General features: G+C 46.1%; 17 protein-coding genes. 7 read left to right on the top strand and 10 right to left on the bottom strand.

Annotated elements, in window-relative coordinates:
• Positions 1–83: 83 nt before the first annotated feature.
• The gene (locus Pcarn_RS14565) at positions 84–1,778 is read left to right on the top strand and encodes a phospho-sugar mutase (protein ID WP_261836648.1); all 1,695 of its coding nucleotides are present in this window, start codon (positions 84–86) and stop codon (positions 1,776–1,778) included.
• A gap of 50 nt (positions 1,779–1,828) precedes the next feature.
• On the opposite strand, the gene Pcarn_RS14560 is transcribed toward Pcarn_RS14565, so the two are convergent.
• Positions 1,829–2,368: a prepilin-type N-terminal cleavage/methylation domain-containing protein gene (locus tag Pcarn_RS14560; protein WP_261836647.1), complete on the bottom strand. Its 540-nt coding sequence runs from the start codon at positions 2,366–2,368 to the stop codon at positions 1,829–1,831.
• A gap of 340 nt (positions 2,369–2,708) precedes the next feature.
• Here Pcarn_RS14560 and Pcarn_RS14555 point away from each other — a divergent pair, with 340 nt between their 5' ends.
• Together Pcarn_RS14555 and Pcarn_RS14550 are read left to right on the top strand one after the other, a co-directional pair.
• Positions 2,709–5,021 carry a hypothetical protein gene (locus Pcarn_RS14555; RefSeq protein WP_261836646.1) on the top strand — a complete coding sequence of 771 codons (2,313 nt, stop codon included), beginning with the start codon at positions 2,709–2,711 and terminating at the stop codon, positions 5,019–5,021.
• A 201-nt stretch (positions 5,022–5,222) separates the two neighbouring features.
• A complete protein-coding gene (locus tag Pcarn_RS14550) occupies positions 5,223–6,416 on the top strand; it encodes a DEAD/DEAH box helicase (protein ID WP_261836645.1) in 1,194 nt (397 codons plus the stop codon).
• Here the strand turns inward: Pcarn_RS14550 and Pcarn_RS14545 are convergent.
• On the bottom strand, positions 6,413–7,300 hold the full coding sequence (locus tag Pcarn_RS14545; protein WP_261836644.1) for a LysR substrate-binding domain-containing protein: 888 nt from the start codon (positions 7,298–7,300) through the stop codon (positions 6,413–6,415). The genes Pcarn_RS14550 and Pcarn_RS14545 overlap by 4 nt on opposite strands.
• Positions 7,301–7,412: 112 nt before the next feature.
• Here Pcarn_RS14545 and Pcarn_RS14540 point away from each other — a divergent pair, with 112 nt between their 5' ends.
• Positions 7,413–8,330 carry a DMT family transporter gene (locus Pcarn_RS14540; RefSeq protein WP_261836643.1) on the top strand — a complete coding sequence of 306 codons (918 nt, stop codon included), beginning with the start codon at positions 7,413–7,415 and terminating at the stop codon, positions 8,328–8,330.
• Here Pcarn_RS14540 and Pcarn_RS14535 read toward each other — a convergent pair.
• Positions 8,313–8,792, bottom strand: a complete 480-nt coding sequence (locus tag Pcarn_RS14535) for a GNAT family N-acetyltransferase (RefSeq protein ID WP_261836642.1) — start codon at positions 8,790–8,792, stop codon at positions 8,313–8,315. The two genes, Pcarn_RS14540 and Pcarn_RS14535, sit on opposite strands and share 18 nt — an antisense overlap.
• On the bottom strand, positions 8,767–9,960 hold the full coding sequence (locus tag Pcarn_RS14530; protein WP_261836641.1) for a benzoate/H(+) symporter BenE family transporter: 1,194 nt from the start codon (positions 9,958–9,960) through the stop codon (positions 8,767–8,769). Before Pcarn_RS14530 ends, Pcarn_RS14535 begins: the two co-directional genes overlap by 26 nt.
• A 101-nt stretch (positions 9,961–10,061) precedes the next feature.
• Between Pcarn_RS14530 and Pcarn_RS14525 the strand changes: the two genes are divergently transcribed.
• Complete coding sequence (locus Pcarn_RS14525) at positions 10,062–10,601, top strand: helix-turn-helix domain-containing protein (RefSeq protein ID WP_261836640.1); 540 nt, start codon at positions 10,062–10,064, stop codon at positions 10,599–10,601.
• Here Pcarn_RS14525 and Pcarn_RS14520 read toward each other — a convergent pair.
• Together Pcarn_RS14520 and Pcarn_RS14515 are read right to left on the bottom strand one after the other, a co-directional pair.
• Positions 10,582–11,010, bottom strand: coding sequence for a GNAT family N-acetyltransferase (locus Pcarn_RS14520; protein ID WP_261836639.1), 429 nt, complete (start codon positions 11,008–11,010; stop codon positions 10,582–10,584). The genes Pcarn_RS14525 and Pcarn_RS14520 overlap by 20 nt on opposite strands.
• On the bottom strand, positions 11,010–11,315 hold the full coding sequence (locus Pcarn_RS14515; protein WP_261836638.1) for an NIPSNAP family protein: 306 nt from the start codon (positions 11,313–11,315) through the stop codon (positions 11,010–11,012). The genes Pcarn_RS14520 and Pcarn_RS14515 overlap by 1 nt, the downstream gene beginning before the upstream one ends.
• A gap of 201 nt (positions 11,316–11,516) precedes the next feature.
• On the opposite strand from Pcarn_RS14515, the gene Pcarn_RS14510 reads away from it, so the two are divergent.
• On the top strand, positions 11,517–11,759 hold the full coding sequence (locus tag Pcarn_RS14510) for a hypothetical protein (protein ID WP_261836637.1): 243 nt from the start codon (positions 11,517–11,519) through the stop codon (positions 11,757–11,759).
• 58 nt (positions 11,760–11,817) lie between these two features.
• On the opposite strand, the gene Pcarn_RS14505 is transcribed toward Pcarn_RS14510, so the two are convergent.
• Positions 11,818–12,408 (bottom strand): acetate uptake transporter, encoded by a 591-nt coding sequence (locus Pcarn_RS14505; protein WP_261836636.1) that lies wholly within the window; start codon positions 12,406–12,408, stop codon positions 11,818–11,820.
• 195 nt (positions 12,409–12,603) lie between these two features.
• Positions 12,604–13,461, bottom strand: a complete 858-nt coding sequence (locus tag Pcarn_RS14500) for an SDR family oxidoreductase (protein ID WP_261836635.1) — start codon at positions 13,459–13,461, stop codon at positions 12,604–12,606.
• Between the two features lie 124 nt (positions 13,462–13,585).
• Here Pcarn_RS14500 and Pcarn_RS14495 point away from each other — a divergent pair, with 124 nt between their 5' ends.
• Complete coding sequence (locus tag Pcarn_RS14495) at positions 13,586–14,494, top strand: LysR family transcriptional regulator (protein ID WP_261836634.1); 909 nt, start codon at positions 13,586–13,588, stop codon at positions 14,492–14,494.
• Here the strand turns inward: Pcarn_RS14495 and Pcarn_RS14490 are convergent, their stop codons facing one another.
• Together Pcarn_RS14490 and Pcarn_RS14485 are read right to left on the bottom strand one after the other, a co-directional pair.
• Positions 14,495–15,853: an APC family permease gene (locus Pcarn_RS14490; RefSeq protein ID WP_261836633.1), complete on the bottom strand. Its 1,359-nt coding sequence runs from the start codon at positions 15,851–15,853 to the stop codon at positions 14,495–14,497. It lies immediately after the preceding gene.
• A gap of 140 nt (positions 15,854–15,993) precedes the next feature.
• Entirely contained in the window at positions 15,994–16,713 is a 720-nt protein-coding gene (locus Pcarn_RS14485) for a TPR domain-containing protein (protein WP_261836632.1), read from the bottom strand.
• Positions 16,714–16,780 lie beyond the last annotated feature (67 nt).

Genomic DNA, 16,780 nt, shown 5'->3' with positions numbered 1-16,780 from the left:
AGTCATTTACACTTATTCAATAGGAACATTCAGGCTCAGTTAATCTTTCACTTCAACTGGGTCAAATTGGTGAGGGATGTAATATGTCGGAACAAATTAGCCAGTGGCTAGCAAGAGATCCAGACCCGAAAACTCGAGATGAACTCCAACATCTAGTGGATACCAACAACGAGAAAGAACTGACAGACAGATTCGGCTCTCGCTTGGCCTTTGGTACCGCTGGTCTGCGCGGAATGATAGGCGCAGGACCGAATCGTATGAATCGCTTGGTGATTCAAGAAACGGCGATGGGCTTGGGTAACTATCTAATTGAGCAGGTCGCTGATGCACAATCTCGCGGCATAGTCATTGGTTATGATGGTCGCCCTGATTCAGAGCAATTCGCCCGTGATACCGCTTCGGTATTGGCTGCTCTTGGCATCAAGGTTTATCTCACTCACAAGGTAGCGGCAACGCCTATCGCTGCTTTCGGTGTTCTTGAACGCAATGCTGCTGGCGCCGTAGTAGTTACGGCGAGCCATAATCCTCCAGAGTACAACGGCTTTAAAGTGTATTGGGAGAATGGTGCTCAGATTATTCCGCCCCACGATGCAGGTATTGCCAACAAGATTGATGAAGCCACAGTACTTCCTTTACAGCTGATGCCTTTGGATGAGGCGCATCAAAAAGGACTACTGGTTTGGCTAGAAGATGAGTATTACCAAACCTATCGCAAAACGATGAATGAAAATCCGCTGCTGATACCCGATGGGAATACCGATATTTCGATTGTATATACCGCAATGCATGGGGTAGGCGCGGAAATGGCGGAAACCTTGCTCGCAGATGCTGGATTTAAAAAAGTCGCTAGTGTTGCCGAGCAGCGAGAGCCTGAAGGTCGCTTTCCAACGGTTAACTTTCCAAACCCAGAAGAGGCGGGTGCAATGGACATGGTGATGGCGTTGGGGAAATCAGTCGATGCTGATATCGCCTGCGCTAATGACCCTGATGCCGACCGCTTTGCGGTTGCGGTAAAACGCCCAGATGGAGAGTATCAAATGCTCACTGGTGACCAAGTGGGTTCGTTATTAGGAGAATACTTGCTCGAAGGTCAGCCTAGCTCTTTGGTGGGAAACACCATTGTCTCCTCGCGACTGCTGAGCAGTATCGCTAAAGCCCATGGCGCTCAATACTATCAAACCTTGACCGGTTTTAAGTGGCTCACCAACATTGCAATGCAGCAACAAACCAAGGAAAAGCCATTCTTGTTTGCTTATGAAGAGGCGCTGGGTTACACAGTCGGCAGTAAGGTATGGGATAAAGACGGTTTATCGGCGCTAGTAGCTTTTTCTCAACTGACAGCCAAGTTAAAAGCGCAGGGGAAAACGCTTTGGGACAAACTGGAAGATATCTACAGGCAACATGGCTTCTACCTAAACGCGCAGCGCAGTATTGCTTTAGATCCGAAAGCACCTCCAATAGGGGATAAGCTGCGAGCGAGCCCACCTCAAGAAATAGCAGGTAAGCGGGTTCAAGTTACCGAAGATTTGAAAACCCTAAGTCGGCTCTTTGACGACGGGAAAGCTGAATCTATTGATTTACCGGCGAGTGATGTACTTATTTATTATTTAGAGGATAAATCGCGGGTGATTGTTAGGCCGTCCGGCACAGAACCTAAATTAAAGTGCTACTACGAGGTGATCAGTGAATTTGATTCGGGGATGAGTTTTGCTGAGGCAAATGAATTGGCGCAGGCTAAGATGGATGAATTGATCCAGGCGCATCAGCAAAGTCTCTAAAGTGACATGTATGAAGAAGCTGCCTGTTTGGTAGCTTCTTTTCTATTGGATTAGCACGCATCGAGATAGGTAGTAATGATGGGTGTGCTGCTTTCTGTAGCGTTTTGATACTGAACCATACATTCGAACTTACTGTTTACTAGTCCTGCTTTGGAGTCGCTCATAAAGAAAAACTGAATGACACGCTTTGCGCCATCCAACCCAACCTGAGAGCGATCCATAGTCATTACTTCGCGCGGCCAATCCTTGTTCGTTTGCCGGTTGACCACCTCAGCATTTAACCAGCCACTTAACTTGGTGATATGGCTATCAAGATTGCCGTAACTCATATCAGGATAGCCATAAGCAAGGTCGAGGTTGGTACCATTGCCAAGGTCAGCTTTGCCCGTCTCTCCCTCTTGCCCCTGAATAATGGCCTTTGCATGCACGAGATCAACGCCAGAGCGCAGCGCGCTGGCAAAGTTATTCATGGCGGCTATTTTGCCATCCACACGGAAGTCCAAATACCTCGGCGCTGCCACCACGGCAATCACACCAAGCAAAACTATCACCACAACTAGCTCAATCAGAGTAAAGCCTTTAACTCTCATTACTACTTCGCTATCAAATCTAAAAGAATTTCCCTTTGAAGAGGGGAGTTAGGCCTTTAGTGCAACTAAAGGCATAGGGTGCAAGGTTATACAGAATTCAGAACTGTAACAAGGTGGTATTTGCCTTGTGAATGAGTAAGTTAGTTTTTCAAGGTGTTACATCACATAAACGAACTCAAAGTTAATTTGAGCTAGCCTCGGGATGATGCCTAGTGTATGAAGCTTGTCCCATATTGATTCTGGTCGTATTCGGAATTGTGGCGTGAACTGGTAAGCATTGTTTTCCCGCTGCAGTTACTATCGCGCGACTTTTAATTTTATCTAGCTTCTTGGGAAATCGATGAACAAGCAATCTACTTTTCTAGCGGTCACACTTGCTGCACTTATGGCAGGGTGTTCAGACTCTGACTCGTCTTCGGGTGGCGAACCTTCCACCTTTACTCTCTCTGGTGTCGTTCTTGACGAAGCCTACAAGTCTGGCACAGAAGTCTGCCTTGATTTCGAAGGACTGGATGAGACATGTAAGTCTGAATTCACTACGACTACGGATGAGAATGGACAATTTCATTTCGAACTTGAGAGTGACAACCAGGAAAAATTAGCAAACGCGAAGATAACTGCGAACATCGAAAGTGATTCATCAACATACTCGTTATCAACTTCCTCTGAAGAAAGCTCGACTATCAAGTATGAGGCTTTAGCAATTGGTACTCAAACAGAGCATATTGTGGTATCACCTTTCACTACACAAATTGTGAATGAAATTGCTCTAAGCAACACTGGTCTGGTTAACGACGCAAGCTATAAAAGTGCCAGTCAAAAAGTTTCAGATAACCAGAATCTAGATAATACAGACAATCTATTTGAAGACTATTTGTTTGCCGCTGATAACGATGTTGCTGAACGAGCGACAATCGCTAAACAGGACATGGAAAAAGCTCAAGAGATAGAGCAAGAAATCCTAGAAGATATCCAAAATAACCCTGATTCGCCTTATGCTGGTTGGGACACGGTTGAAGTTTACGTCACAAACCTATGGCAACACAGTCACCATAATCATGAGTTTACCAACCGTGTTGAACACCTTGTCTATATGACTCGCGTATCGGACGCAGGCTTGGATGAAGATAAGAAAGAGGGAGTGCAGTGGTATGTAGAGGATTATGCCGATGGTAACGGTGATCCTATGCAGAACTGGCGAGAAGAGCGAGTATGGCGAACTACGAATACGGTAGAAGTGCACGCGTATTGGGAGTTTGACTATAACAGAGACACTAGTTTTGACTTTAAAGGTGAGAAGGGTGCTGTCTACCATTATGAGGACCTAGAGCTTGCAAAATACAGTGGCTATGAAACCTATAATGAGGGTAATCCGGCTGATGAGGGTGCTCAGGATAGACCAGATCGAGAGTGGTCTGAAAACTGTCCAGTAATAGATGAAATTAATAAAATCGAAGCAGGAACCACTCTAGATACTTGTGTTGATTTTGTTGAGTTCAGAGATATTACGACAACTGAATTTAACAAAGGGATTCGTGCTACTGATTTTATGACTGAGTGGCAGTCCCCTGTTGGTGTACCTGTAGAAGTGCGTAACGACAACCAAGACTACTATGAAGAGCGTGTTCAAGAGTGGTTAGATGACGGCTCTCAGTCTTACATGTCTAAACATGATTGGAATGCAGTTCATTATCATCAGCCGGATCTTCCTCATGACGAACCATTCAATGAGATAAAGATCGAAGGTAATGAGCCAAATGGTGAAAGTTATATCGACCATTCAGTACCGTTTTGGAACAACGCACTTGTACCCTCAAATGAGTTTGAAATGCGAGGTGCATTAATTTACGACCAAATCAACATGTTTAGCTGGATGAACACAAAGGAAACCTTCATCTCTCAGCGTCATACTGAGCTTGGTGATGGTTCTGAATCTTACGCTAGCACAACTATGCGCTTGCAAGCAGAAGATCCGAAGCTTTATTACGTGGATGCCAATGGCAAACCTGAAGTTTGGTCAGAAACTGAAATTGATTGGGATGCAGACAAAGAAATCCTAGATGCGAAAATTAAGTCGTTTGATAGTGAAGATATTCCTTCATCAGCTTTCGTTCAGCATTTTAAGGTTGACAATTTTGTAGATTTTAACGGTGTACAGTTTGCAGATATGGCCGTTAGTGGCCAACAAGAAGGTAATGATAACTCTGCTAAAGAAAGACCGGCTTTCACATCTAGTATTTTTGAGGGTACTAGTGAGTGGAGTGTGACAGTTCAAAGCGATGATGTTTATACAGAGCAAGTAGCTGCTTTCATTTTCAATTCATCACCATCGTTCGTATTTAATAAGTATCGTCAAGGTTATGATATGAGCGCATATCCGGGAGATGCTTGTATTGACGGTACTAATGGCGGAGGTATTCAGCAGTTTCTTCAGTTCGAAAAAGGCGGTGATATGTACTTGACTGTCAGATGTGAATTCGAGGATTCTGAGAGCAAGACCTACGATCGAGTAATCGATACTTTTAAGATGGAAATTACGTCTGTAGAAGCTTCAGGTAACTTTGTTGCTGTGCTAAAACGTTGGGATTGGGGTGTTAATGTATTTGACGTCTCACCTGCGGGCGAAGCTACATTGTCTTTCCAACGACAGTAATCGACCTATTTAAAAAGAGTATTAAAGCGCCAATTTGATTGGCGCTTTTTTTGTGCTCTTTGATAGTTAAAATTACTTGTTGAGAAGCTATCTAGCCTCAAAAACACATAAAATTAATACACATCCATGCTACTATCCCTCTCCATTTCTTAGGCTAGAATTCTTTGCATCTAAAGGGTTCAGCAAACCACAGAGTGATTTATGCCATTTTCTAAACTAGGTCTTTCCAAGGCGTTGACCGATGCCGTTGTCGAAACCGGTTATGACAAGCCGACTTCTATCCAAGAGAAAGCGATTCCTATCGTATTGAAGGGTCGAAACTTGATTGCGGCAGCGCAGACGGGTACGGGTAAAACGGCGAGTTTTGTACTGCCTATTTTGGAGATGCTGAGCACTGGTACCACTAAGAAAAAGAAGCGTGTGCGTGCACTGATTGTGGTTCCTACTCGTGAGCTTGCCATCCAAGTTGATGAGAAGGTTAAGCAATACGCCAAGTTTACCGACCTTACTTCAACCGCTATATATGGTGGGGTGGATTATGCACCTCAGAAGCAGGCTCTGATTGAAGGAGTGGATATATTGGTATCCACTCCTGGACGCTTAATTGATCTGTATGGTCAGCGTGCGGTTTACTTTGAGGAAGTGGAAACTCTGGTTCTGGATGAAGCTGATCGCATGTTGGACATGGGCTTTATCGAGGACATCAACAAGATCATTGCTCGTCTTCCTGATGATGTTCAAAACCTGCTGTTTTCAGCGACCCTGTCTAATCCAGTTCGCGAGCTAGCACGCACTGCAATTGATGACGCGGAAGAGATTGCTATCTCAAAGCACAGCGCATCAAAATCAAATATTGAGCAGTGGCTGGTTACAGTAGATAAGGATAAGAAGTCTGCTTTGCTTGCGCATATGATCAATGAATACCAATGGGATCAGGCGCTTATCTTTATTGAGACCAAGCACGGTGCGGCTAAGCTTGCTAGCCAGCTAGAGAAACGCGGTATTGCTGCTGAGGCATTTCATAGCGGACGTAACCAAAAGGTGCGTGCTCAGCTGTTAGCGGATTTTAAAGCAGGCAAGATCCAATACATGATTGCAACGGGTGTGGGCGCACGTGGTATCGATATTCAAGAGCTGCCTCGCGTAATCAACTATGACCTGCCGTACCCTGCGGATGAGTATGTACACCGCATCGGTCGTACCGGCCGAGCGGATGCCAAAGGTGAGGCTATCTCTTTTGTGTCGAAGGACAACTTCAAAAACCTGTGTATGATTGAGAGCCGATTGGGTCACCTTATTGAACGCCGTGAGATCGAAGGCTTCCAACCACGTAAGGAAGTGCCTATCTCGATCCTCAACTATGTGCCAAAGCATAAGAGAGAAAACAAAGACTAATTTGTTGAAAACTCATCCCTAAGCCATTGGAGAAATACGGATACATTTCGGTTCTCCAATTGCTTTTCATGGCACACCACATACACACCTTGCGTCGGGTTGGTGACTGCGCTTCCCACTTCTACCAACATTCCTTGCTCAATATCATCCTTTGCGAAGTGCCGATGGGTGACCAAGATACCTAGTCCCCTAATAGCAGCCTGAATGGCTTGCACCGATGCTACAAAGGTGAGCTTAGGATCGGGCTTTGGCCTCGAAAGATCGTAGGCGTCACACCAGATCTTCCAATCATGCTTACGTCTAGCATTGTTCACATTGATCCTTGGATGCTGATTGAACAGCTCTTGCGGTGTTGTGCTCTGTTCTAGAAGATTAGGGCTGCATACCAAGATGAGCTCGTCATCGGCTAGGTGCTCACAGTGATAGTCTTTCCAAGGTTCGATGGCATCGTGAATGATGGCAATGTCTACGCCCTCAGCATCTAGGTCAAACACGCCTACGCGATTTGAAATACGAATATCCAGTTCAGGTGCCAGCGCCTGCAATCGGTTGACTCTAGGGATCCACCAATGCAGAGTGAGAGAGTTAACCATATTGATGGTCAACCTTGGGCTATTTTTATTAAGTAAATCTTGATTAGCATCCAGTATGATTTCAAGAGCTGGAGCTACCTTTCGATAATACTCTCTGCCCACCTTGTTGAGTTCAACACGTCGTCCTATACGAGTGAATAGTACAGTATCCAGCTGAGACTCAAGTGCTTTAATAGACTGGCTTATGGCAGAGTGACTGACATTGATCTTTTCTGCTGCCGCGGACATGCTGCCTGTCTCGCTAACCGCAACAAAAGCGTAAATTGATTTTAGAGGAACCTGTTTTCTCATTGGATGCTATATGTAAGTTTTTCTAACAGTATAGTTCAGCATTATTCAGTTATTCTCAAGCTCTTTGAGACCTATACTGCGCCTAAATTCATCGGGTTTAGGAGTATGTAACTTGATAAAGACTGACCAACGCGCCACCGCATTTATGCTCATGTCGACTTTTTGTACCTCTCTTACGGGCTTAACTGCAAAATTTCTAACACTGCGAATGGCGACGGGTAGTGTGTTACTTCTCAGATTCTTCTTGCCTGCCATCATCATGCTGTCTCTGATTCTGCTGGCAAAGCGATGTCTTCCAGAGAGAGATATGTGGCGCGTGCTGATTATCCGCGCTGTTGGAGTGGCGGCCTGTCAGTTCTGTTTCCTTTACTCTTTGGGCAAGCTGTCGCTGGTGGAAAGCGTGGTGTTATTCAGCACAGGGCCAATATTCATCGCACTGTTTGAGCGTTGCCTATTTAAGATTCAATTGCAGTCAGCAACTCTGTGGGCAATTGGTCTTACCTTTTGGGGTGTGATATTTCTGGCGGGTAATACGGATGGCTTTACCTTTAAACCGGAGCTGTTGATTGGCCTTATGTCGGGCATGTTCAATGCGGTTTCTCAGCTGAGTCTACATAGGGCATCTAAAAGCAGCATGAGCGGTATGGAAAGCAGCGGTTGGTCTTTTCTGTTGGCGGGCGTGATACTAGTGCCTATCCTAGCTCTGTTCCATGAGCAAGGCGCTGTAGATCTGAACTTTACCTTCACTGCTAGCCATATCGTGATGCTAATAGTCATGGTGATGACCTTTGCTATTATCGGCACACAGTTGGCTCGCAACAGCGCGTATCGATTAGCAGAGACCAACTCACAGTTGGCCCCGCTCATCTATACCAATCTGGTATTTACCGCTGTTTGGCAATTTACCCTATTTGATGAGCGCTTCAGCCTGCATCAATACATAGGTCTTGGGCTGATAGTGGGCGCAAATATGCTGCGTTCGGGTCTCTTGAAGCAGATGGCAAAGCAGATGCTAAAGCGTTTCCGCTAACCAAACCATCTGTGGGTAGCCTTTATCTGGCCTATCGTACACTCGGAATCCAAATCTCTCATACAAGCCTATCGCCTTTTGGTTTTTCGGGTGAACCCCGAGGCGGATACCGGATTCGGTGTTTTCGATGCGAGTGAAGAGTTCATCGAACAGTGCCTTGGCAATACCTTTACCATGATGTTCAGGAAGCACCGCCATTGCTAACTCAGGATGCTCGGCATGATCGTCAGTTACACAGGTTTTGTGGCGGATCTGGATCAGTCCAATCGGCGCGTCATCGCCATTCACTGCTACCAAAGCTAAATCCCCCTGTTTGCCCCAATCTTGGTAATACTCCTTGATATGGGGCAACTCCAAATCTGCTTTGGTATGCGGTGTTTCGTCTTCTGGTTTCCAAAGGGCAGTGAATAGGAGTTCTTTCTGAATATCCGTTTCGCTAGGATGTAACAGCCTGATTTTCATGGTTATCCTTGACCTTTTTCTGAGTGAACAGCTTTAGATATACCATACCTATCATCAGTCCCCAAAGGGTAGAGCTGATTCCTAAAAAATTTGCACCAGATAAAGTAACTAAGAAGGTAAGTAGAGCTGCTTCTCGGTAGCCTTCTTCAGCAAATGCGGTCTGCAGACACATCATCAAGGTGCCAAGCAGAGCAAAGCCGGCGAGTAAATGAGTAAGCTCTTTTGGAAAGGCCAAAAAAAGACTCACTACTGAGGTGGCAAACAGTCCCGCAATAAGATAGAAAACCCCAGCCCAGATACTCGCCTTGTAGCGCTGAGAGGTGTCTTTATCTACCTCTTCATTCATGCAGATAGCAGCGGTAATAGCAGCCAGATTAATGGCAAATCCACCGATTGGAGCGAACAGAATATTAGCCGTTCCCGTAGTGGCTAGGGTTGCCTTTACTGGCGGCTCATAGCCAAAGCTTTTCATCATGGCAAAGCCAGGTAGGTTTTGCGAAAGCATGGTCACGATATACAGAGGAAGGGCAAGGTTTAGGATGGCGTGCAGATCAAACTCTGGCGTTACCCATTCAGGGCTTGCCAGTCTTAGGCTTAAATCTACACCATTGAAACTGCCCATATATGTGGCACAGACCAAGGCGACCGCCAGAAGAACGACCATGGCGTATTTTGATGCAAATTGCTTAGCCACAAAAAAGGTCACCAGCATAATAAAGAACAGCCACGGGCTGCTTGGCAAGGTCTCAAATGCGCCCATGCAAAATGGAAGTAGTATTGCGCCCAACATGGCGGTGCCCAGCTGTGAAGGAATTTGTGCTAGGGCTCGGCTGATGGGTTTGACAAATGCAGTCAACATTAGCAGAAACCCAGAGACGATAAATGCTCCCACCGCAACGGAAAGGCCATAACCGTGTCCATCGCTTGCGATCAGCACCGCGCCTGGCGTTGACCATGCAGCTAGAATTGGCAGCTTGTAGTACCAAGACAGAGCGATTGAGCAGATACCCATGGCTAAGCCAAGGGCTAATAACCAGCTTTCTAATTGAGTTTCAGTAGCACCTAAATTGTTGGCGGCCTGTACTATGATGATCACCGCGGCGGTATAGCCGATTAGGATTGAGGTGAAGCCGGCAGAGAGGTGCCCAAGATTGATTCTCTGACTCATAGTTTGATCCCTGTTTCTGTAGTATTATCTAAGTTGTGCGTTAAAGCGCACAAATAGAATGTAGCACTGTGCGTTATAGCGCACAAGAATAAATTAGAGCCATGACAGATACAGTTTTTAAGACTCAGATAGCCAGTCACCTAAAGGCGTGCCGTAAAGAAAGAAAGCTCAGCCTAGATGCCACCTCAAAATTAACTGGGGTTTCGAAGGCCATGCTAGGCCAGATAGAGCGTGAGGAATCAAGCCCCACCATCGCAACGCTGTGGAAGATCTCCAGTGGATTAGATATTTCGTTTTCAGCCTTTTTTGCCCATCAACCTGAGCTTCAATCCAGTGAGAGTGTTTTTCCCGATGACGCCAAGATGAAAGTCAAAACCTTGTTCCCGTATAAAGCGGACACAGGTATGGAGATGTTTGAGATAAGCCTTATCGATAGACATCAACAGATGTCGACGGCGCACTCAGTGGGTGTGATTGAGCACATTCACGTACTTGAGGGAGAGCTGAATCTTTTCTTCGACAACGAGTGGCATCTGTTCAAAAAGGGAGAGACGGTTCGATTCTTCGCAGACCAGCCTCATGGCTATGAAGCGCTTTCAGAAAAGACCGTCTTTCAAGATATTATTTGTTATCCAAAATAGGATTGGTCAGGCGCATTAGTTTTACACCGGAGACTTCATCACTAAAACCCTGTTTGCGGTAGAAATCGAACATATCGGGTAAGCAGTAGAGTTCAAAGTGCTGCACTCTGGCAAGGCTTGGGTGCGTTTTGATGCAGTCCAAATTAAGAGTGCTGATCCCCTGTCCTTGATAGTCACTATCTACGATTACATCGAAGATTAGCGCCTTAAACACCTTGTCTGATAGAACACGAGCAAAGCCAATCAGCTGTTGCTCTTCGTTCACTATGCCTACACAAAGGGTTGAGTTTTCAATGCAGAGTTGAGTTTGTTCTAGGGTGCGACTCGTCGACCACCACTGCTTGCGATAGAGGGCAAGCAGTTCAAGGGTGTGATTGTGCGTTAATTCAAATATCGGCTGATAGGGCATTATTCAAAAACGGGTCTAAAGAAACTGCGTTCATAGCTTATAACACAATCAACATCTTCCGCATATTTAAACGCTGCTTGGCACTCTGGGTCATTAACCGAAGTAGTTCGGTACTCTTCGTAAGCCGCAAGGCTAGGGAAGGTAAACAGGCACAAGGCGATGTTGTTGGCACCCTCAGAAGGCAGGTAGTAACCGTTGTGTTGACCGCCAAACTTTTCCACTAAGGGAATCCACATCTTGGCGTAGACCTCAAACTCTTTAATCTTCTTTGGGTCGATAACATAGCGCACGTAGCAAGTGATCATCTGTCTTTCCTTTTGGTTATTTAGCCCCCTCAATTAAAATAACTTGCTGGATGCAACTTTAAATAATGAAAAGTAAAAAATAAGACTTCGCTACAATTTTGTAACGAATAATTTCTCACGTATTAACAGTGATTTAGAGCAAACATTCACCGTTTCAATCCTAGTAAAATGGTATTCAATGGATACGAGGGAGGGATTGAGATGAGAAGAAACACAAAACGCGCCTTAATATCGGCTGGATTTTGCGGTTTTTGCTTGGTGCTTATCGAGTACAGGATCTTAGGCTTTGTGGCTATGTTGACCGCCGTAGCGACACTGTTTCTCACCATAGTCTACGGAGGACTTGCTGCGGCAGGCAGAGACGATGATGTCTTTGATGCCTACCAAGAGGGTAAGCAGACCCTAGCCAAATCTCTGGTATCTTTCTTTAAAAGAAACGCATAACAAAAAGCCCTGCTCAGTGAGCAGGGCTTTTTAAATCAGAACGTGGAGCTTCTAATTATTATGCAGTAGCAACTTCTGGCTTAGCTGCAAATTTTGGTGCGCCTACTGGAAGTACAACGCGACCGTATTCAGCGTTTAGCACTTGAGCTAGACCGAAGTAGATAGCTGAAGCGCCACAGAAGATACCTTCGATACCCGCGATAAAGCCGATAGTGCCGTTACCAGTCCACTCTTTTGCTGCAAGCAGGAAGAAAAGGATGGTTAGTGAAGAGAATACGATTTGCTTCGCGGTTGGGTAGCGCAGAGAACCGATGTATAGGAAGCCTGTGAACACGCCCCAGATTGCGAAGAACCAACCCATGAATGGTGCTGGGCTCGCCGGGAAGCCCATTTTAGGCATAGCGATTAGGCCAACAACAGTTAGCCAAAAAAGACCGTAAGAGGTGAAAGCAGTTGTACCAAAGGTGTCACCACGTTTGAAACACATGGTGCCTACGATAACTTGGCCGATACCACCGTAGAAGATACCCATAGCAAGGATCATTGAATCTAGTGGGAAGAAGCCTGCATTGTGCATGTTAAGTAGAATGGTAGTCATACCGAAACCCATCAAACCTAGTGGTGCTGGGTTGGCTAGTTGCTTTGACATTAGTCGTCCTTTCAAAAATGTTGGTAAAAATTAAGCGCGGAGTTTAATGGGTTGCGTCACAAATAGGAAAAGATCTAACTGCAATCTAAGTTTCTGATTTTCAATGTATAAAGTTGCATATCCACTTATCAATCGCTTAACAGCAGACAAACAAAAACGACGCATAAAGCGCCGTTTCTAAGGACCAAAGCTCGGTTATTGTACTGAGTGAGCAAATTCAGTGGCAAAGTCTGCAAAAGTGCGAGGTTTCTTACCTGTTACTTTCTCAACGGTATCGGTTGTGTAGGCGTAGTGACCTTCACCAAACCAAGCCATGATTTCTGCAAGATTGTCTGATAGCCATTCACCCATGCCAGCACCTTTCATCGCTTCGGCTGCTTGCTGCTCTGAAACCGCAACGTATTCCACTTTTTTGCCAGCTGCTTTACTGATGATTTCAGCCTGCTCCGCAAAGGTTAGAGAATCTGGGCCTGAAAGTAGGTAGATTTTATTCTCGTGACCGTCTTGAGTCAGTGCAGTAACGACAACTGCTGCTACATCACGGATATCCACTACGCTCTGCTTTGCATCTGCTAGAGGCAAGAAGAACTGACCCATGCCATTGATGGTTTCAAGGCTGCCGTATAGGTTTTGGAAGAAAGAGTTAGGCTGAATAATGGTATAGGTTACGCCTGATGCTTCCACTAACTCGTCAGTCTCCGCGTGAGTGCGGATGATGGCAGAGCCAGCATCTTTCTTAGCTCCCATGCCTGAAAGCTTAACCATGTGCTCAACGCCTGCTTCTTTTACCGCTTCAAGTACATTCTCTATCCATAGACGGTTATCTGGGTGCGCTGGCATTGCAACATAGATGCGCTTGATGCCTTTCATTGCCTCAACCATAGAGGCCTTGTCGTCAAAGTTGCCCACACGTATTTGGTTTTGTGTTAGGCCAAGTTTCTCTGCTGCCGATGCGTTTCGAACCATAGCGCCAAACTTAGCGTCAGTTTGTTTTAATTGCTCGATTACTGCTGTGCCTGTGTTGCCTGTTGCGCCTAGTACCAAGATATCCATGATGAACCTCTGTTTGTTTGTCTGCTTGATTGCTTGAGATAAATATTAGGTCATCCCAATAAGTTTGATTAGATGGTTAAATTGGGCTTTACTATCCCGAATATGGGATAAATTTAAATAGACAATGAAAGAGATATCCGCACTACCTATCTTCGCTACCGTGGTGGAGTGCAAAAGCTTTGCAGAAGCGGCGCGAAAGCTGAATCTGCCAACCACAACCGTAAGCCGTAAGGTGCAATCCTTGGAGCAAGAGATCGGAGGCAAGCTTCTCAATAGAAGCACGCGCTCACTCTCATTGACCGAACTGGGTGAGCAGGTACTGCCTAAAGCACGTTTGATAGCAGATACCGTGTATGAGCTCAGCAATGAAGCCCAAACCATGATGAGCAGCCCTATGGGTAAGCTGACCATCTCTGCGCCTCGCGCCTTGAGTCAGGATTTGCTCGCTCCTTTATTGGCTGAGTTTTTGAATCGCTATCCCAATATCAAACTAGACCTCAGAGCTTCGAACCGCTTTCAAAACCTAGCGGAAGACAATATCGACTTTGCTTTTCGCCTTGGTCCTTTGGTAGATTCCAGCTTGATTGCGATGAAGTTGTCCAAGGTGACTTATGTGTTGGCCGCACACAAAGATGCGGTGAGTGATGAGTTGGATCATCCTAGCCAGCTTCTGGAATTGCCCTGTATTCGAGCGCATATTGAGGGCTATATCTTGCCGTGGCAGTTTGCTAAAGCAGGAGAGAGGTATGAGATTAACTCTGAGCCAGCCATGCTATGTGACGACTTTATTGTGGCACGCACCATGACCATAAGCGGCTATGGGGTGAGCTTGTTGCCCGCTTCTCTTTATCGAGAGCGAAAAATGCAGGATCTGAAGATATTGCTACCCGACTGGATAGAGCAAGATAAGAGCTTGTTTATGGTGTATCAGGATAGGGTAAACCTACCGCAGAAATCCAAGCTGTTTATTGAGTTCATAAAAGAGAAGCAAAGCTGGATTGAGTCCATACTTTGCCCCTCTGATATCAGCTGATTAGTCGCGCGCCTCAGAGCGAGCGTAAACAATCAGACCAAGCGCGGCTACTACACAAGATAGAGCGAACGAGGTAATGTTTGCTGGTACAAAGCCATACAATGCATAGCCTGTACCTGCGATAGCTAGCAGTACGAATACCGGCAGTGCAGGAACGCGGATAAGACGCTTCGCATCTGGTTGAGTCTTACGCAGACGCCAAACACCAAGGAATAGTACTGCGTAGATGATCCACATCAGTGCGATTGGTAGGTCGCCGTATAGGTCGAAGATACCTGTGTGAACACCAGTACCGGCTAGGATAAAGCCAACAGTCATGTAGGTAGCTAGCAGTGCCAGCATAGTGAGACCCGAGCGAACCGGAAGGTTAGTGCGAGGAGAAACTGATAGTAGCGCCTCTGAGCCTGCAAAGTTACGACGCATCGCTAGCGAGTATGGCATGCGCATACCCAGCAGCATCAAACCATTAAAACCACCAAGCGCAGAAATAACGATAAAGAAGGTTAGGGTGCGGCCTAGGCCTTCACCAAATAGGATGTTGGCCACGCCAGACACATCCATCTCACCTGCCGCATAGGCATGACCGCTCGCCACTGACAGAAGACCCGTAGTGAACATCACGTACACAAGGCCGATGATGGCAAGACCACCTACCATAGCAAGAGGTAGGTTGCGCTGAGGGTTCTTGATTTCGTGTGCGATAGTGGTTACGAAAATCCAGCCATCGAACGCAAATAGCACAGGGATCATGGCTGCTGCGATTGCAGTAGCAAAGCTCACATCACTGATTGCTTCCATTGCTGCCTGACCTGCTTGAACGGTTTCGCCTTGATGGAAGAATCCAAACAGAGCGATACCTAGTAGTGGGATCAGTTTGATAACTGTGGCAACGCGCTGTAGTAATCCACCTAGAGACTCAGCCAGCAGGTTCGCTGCTGCAAAGGTTACGAAGTAAAGGGCACTTAAGCCTGCAAGCGCTGGCAGGGTAGGCTCAATCTGCAAGAATGCGCAGGTAAATACCGCTGAGTAATAAAGAATGATAGAAAGGATAAGCGGGATATACAGAACCGTTTGTACCCAGCCGACAAAGAAGCCAAAGCGTTCACCCCAAGCGGTTTCACTGAATGACATCAGGCCGCCGGTTTTTGAGCCCATCGAGGCGATCTCAGAGATTACGATAGCCGCTATTGTGGTTAGTAGCGCTGCCGCTACCCAAGCAATGATGGCATACGTGCCGTTACCGCCGGTTGCTTGCAGGACAGGACCTGCCTTAAAGAAGATACCGATACCAACTACGATACCAACAACCAAAGAAACGGCTGTGCCCAGTCCGTATTTGGGCTGTAGTTTTTCTTCCACTTTCGTTCACCTTATATAAATCTGGGATATAGAAATGGCGTGCAGTATAAGCCAATCCATAGGGATTTCTACCACAGATTTGCACATGATTGGTGCAAGATAAGGTTTAGTGAAAGTAGTGTAGAGGAATCAGTCAGCGACTATGAGCGTGGCAGCATAGCCTTGGCTTGGTTTATGTTATTGATAACCTTAGCTCTATCCACGCCTAGGTTCTGAGAGTCGAGTATCTTAGTCCAGGTATTGATGGCGTTTTGATAGTCAGCCTCAATGAAATAATCGGAAGCAATTAATTGCAGTGCGGTCTCGTTGAAAGGGTCGCTCTCAAGGGCTAGATCCAGATAGTGCTGAACTTGTGGAGTGATGCGTTGCTTGTTTTGATAGTAGAGCGCGGTGGCAAAGGCGGCATAGTGGCCCGCGTGTGGCACCTTGGTGAGTTTTAAGGTGTAGTCAAAACAGGTGAGCGCAGATTGGAATTGGTTGTCTTGGATATAAAGCTTTCCTAGCTGAAACCAGGCTTCTGAATCGTTTGGATTATCTCTTAGTTTGTCTTGGGTTTGGCTTAATAACCCAGGGTAGGAAACAGGCTCTGGTGCTGTTTCAAATTCTGGTGTGGGCTGTTTTACAGACAGCCAGACTAGGGTTGTTAGCAGAATCATACCCACCACAGTGCTTCCTGCCTTTAGGTTAGGCTGGGACTGGTGTTTAAACGCGACTCTTAAGGTGAAGAACGCGATTAGGATTAGGGTTAGGGTGATGAATAGTATCTGCATGTTTGGTTTAGTTTGGGTTGGTGGGGAGATCCCGGATACGCCTAACGGCGTTCCGGGATGACGATTAATTAGTACAGTGGTGTTCTTCACGAATTAAAGGCAACCTCACTTTCAATTCGTCATCCCGGAATTTGCGTCTAGCAAATATCCGGGATCT

The sequence above is a fragment of the Vibrio ishigakensis genome, from assembly GCF_024347675.1.
Taxonomy (GTDB): domain Bacteria; phylum Pseudomonadota; class Gammaproteobacteria; order Enterobacterales; family Vibrionaceae; genus Vibrio; species Vibrio ishigakensis.
This window is presented reverse-complemented; position numbering and strand designations above follow the sequence as displayed.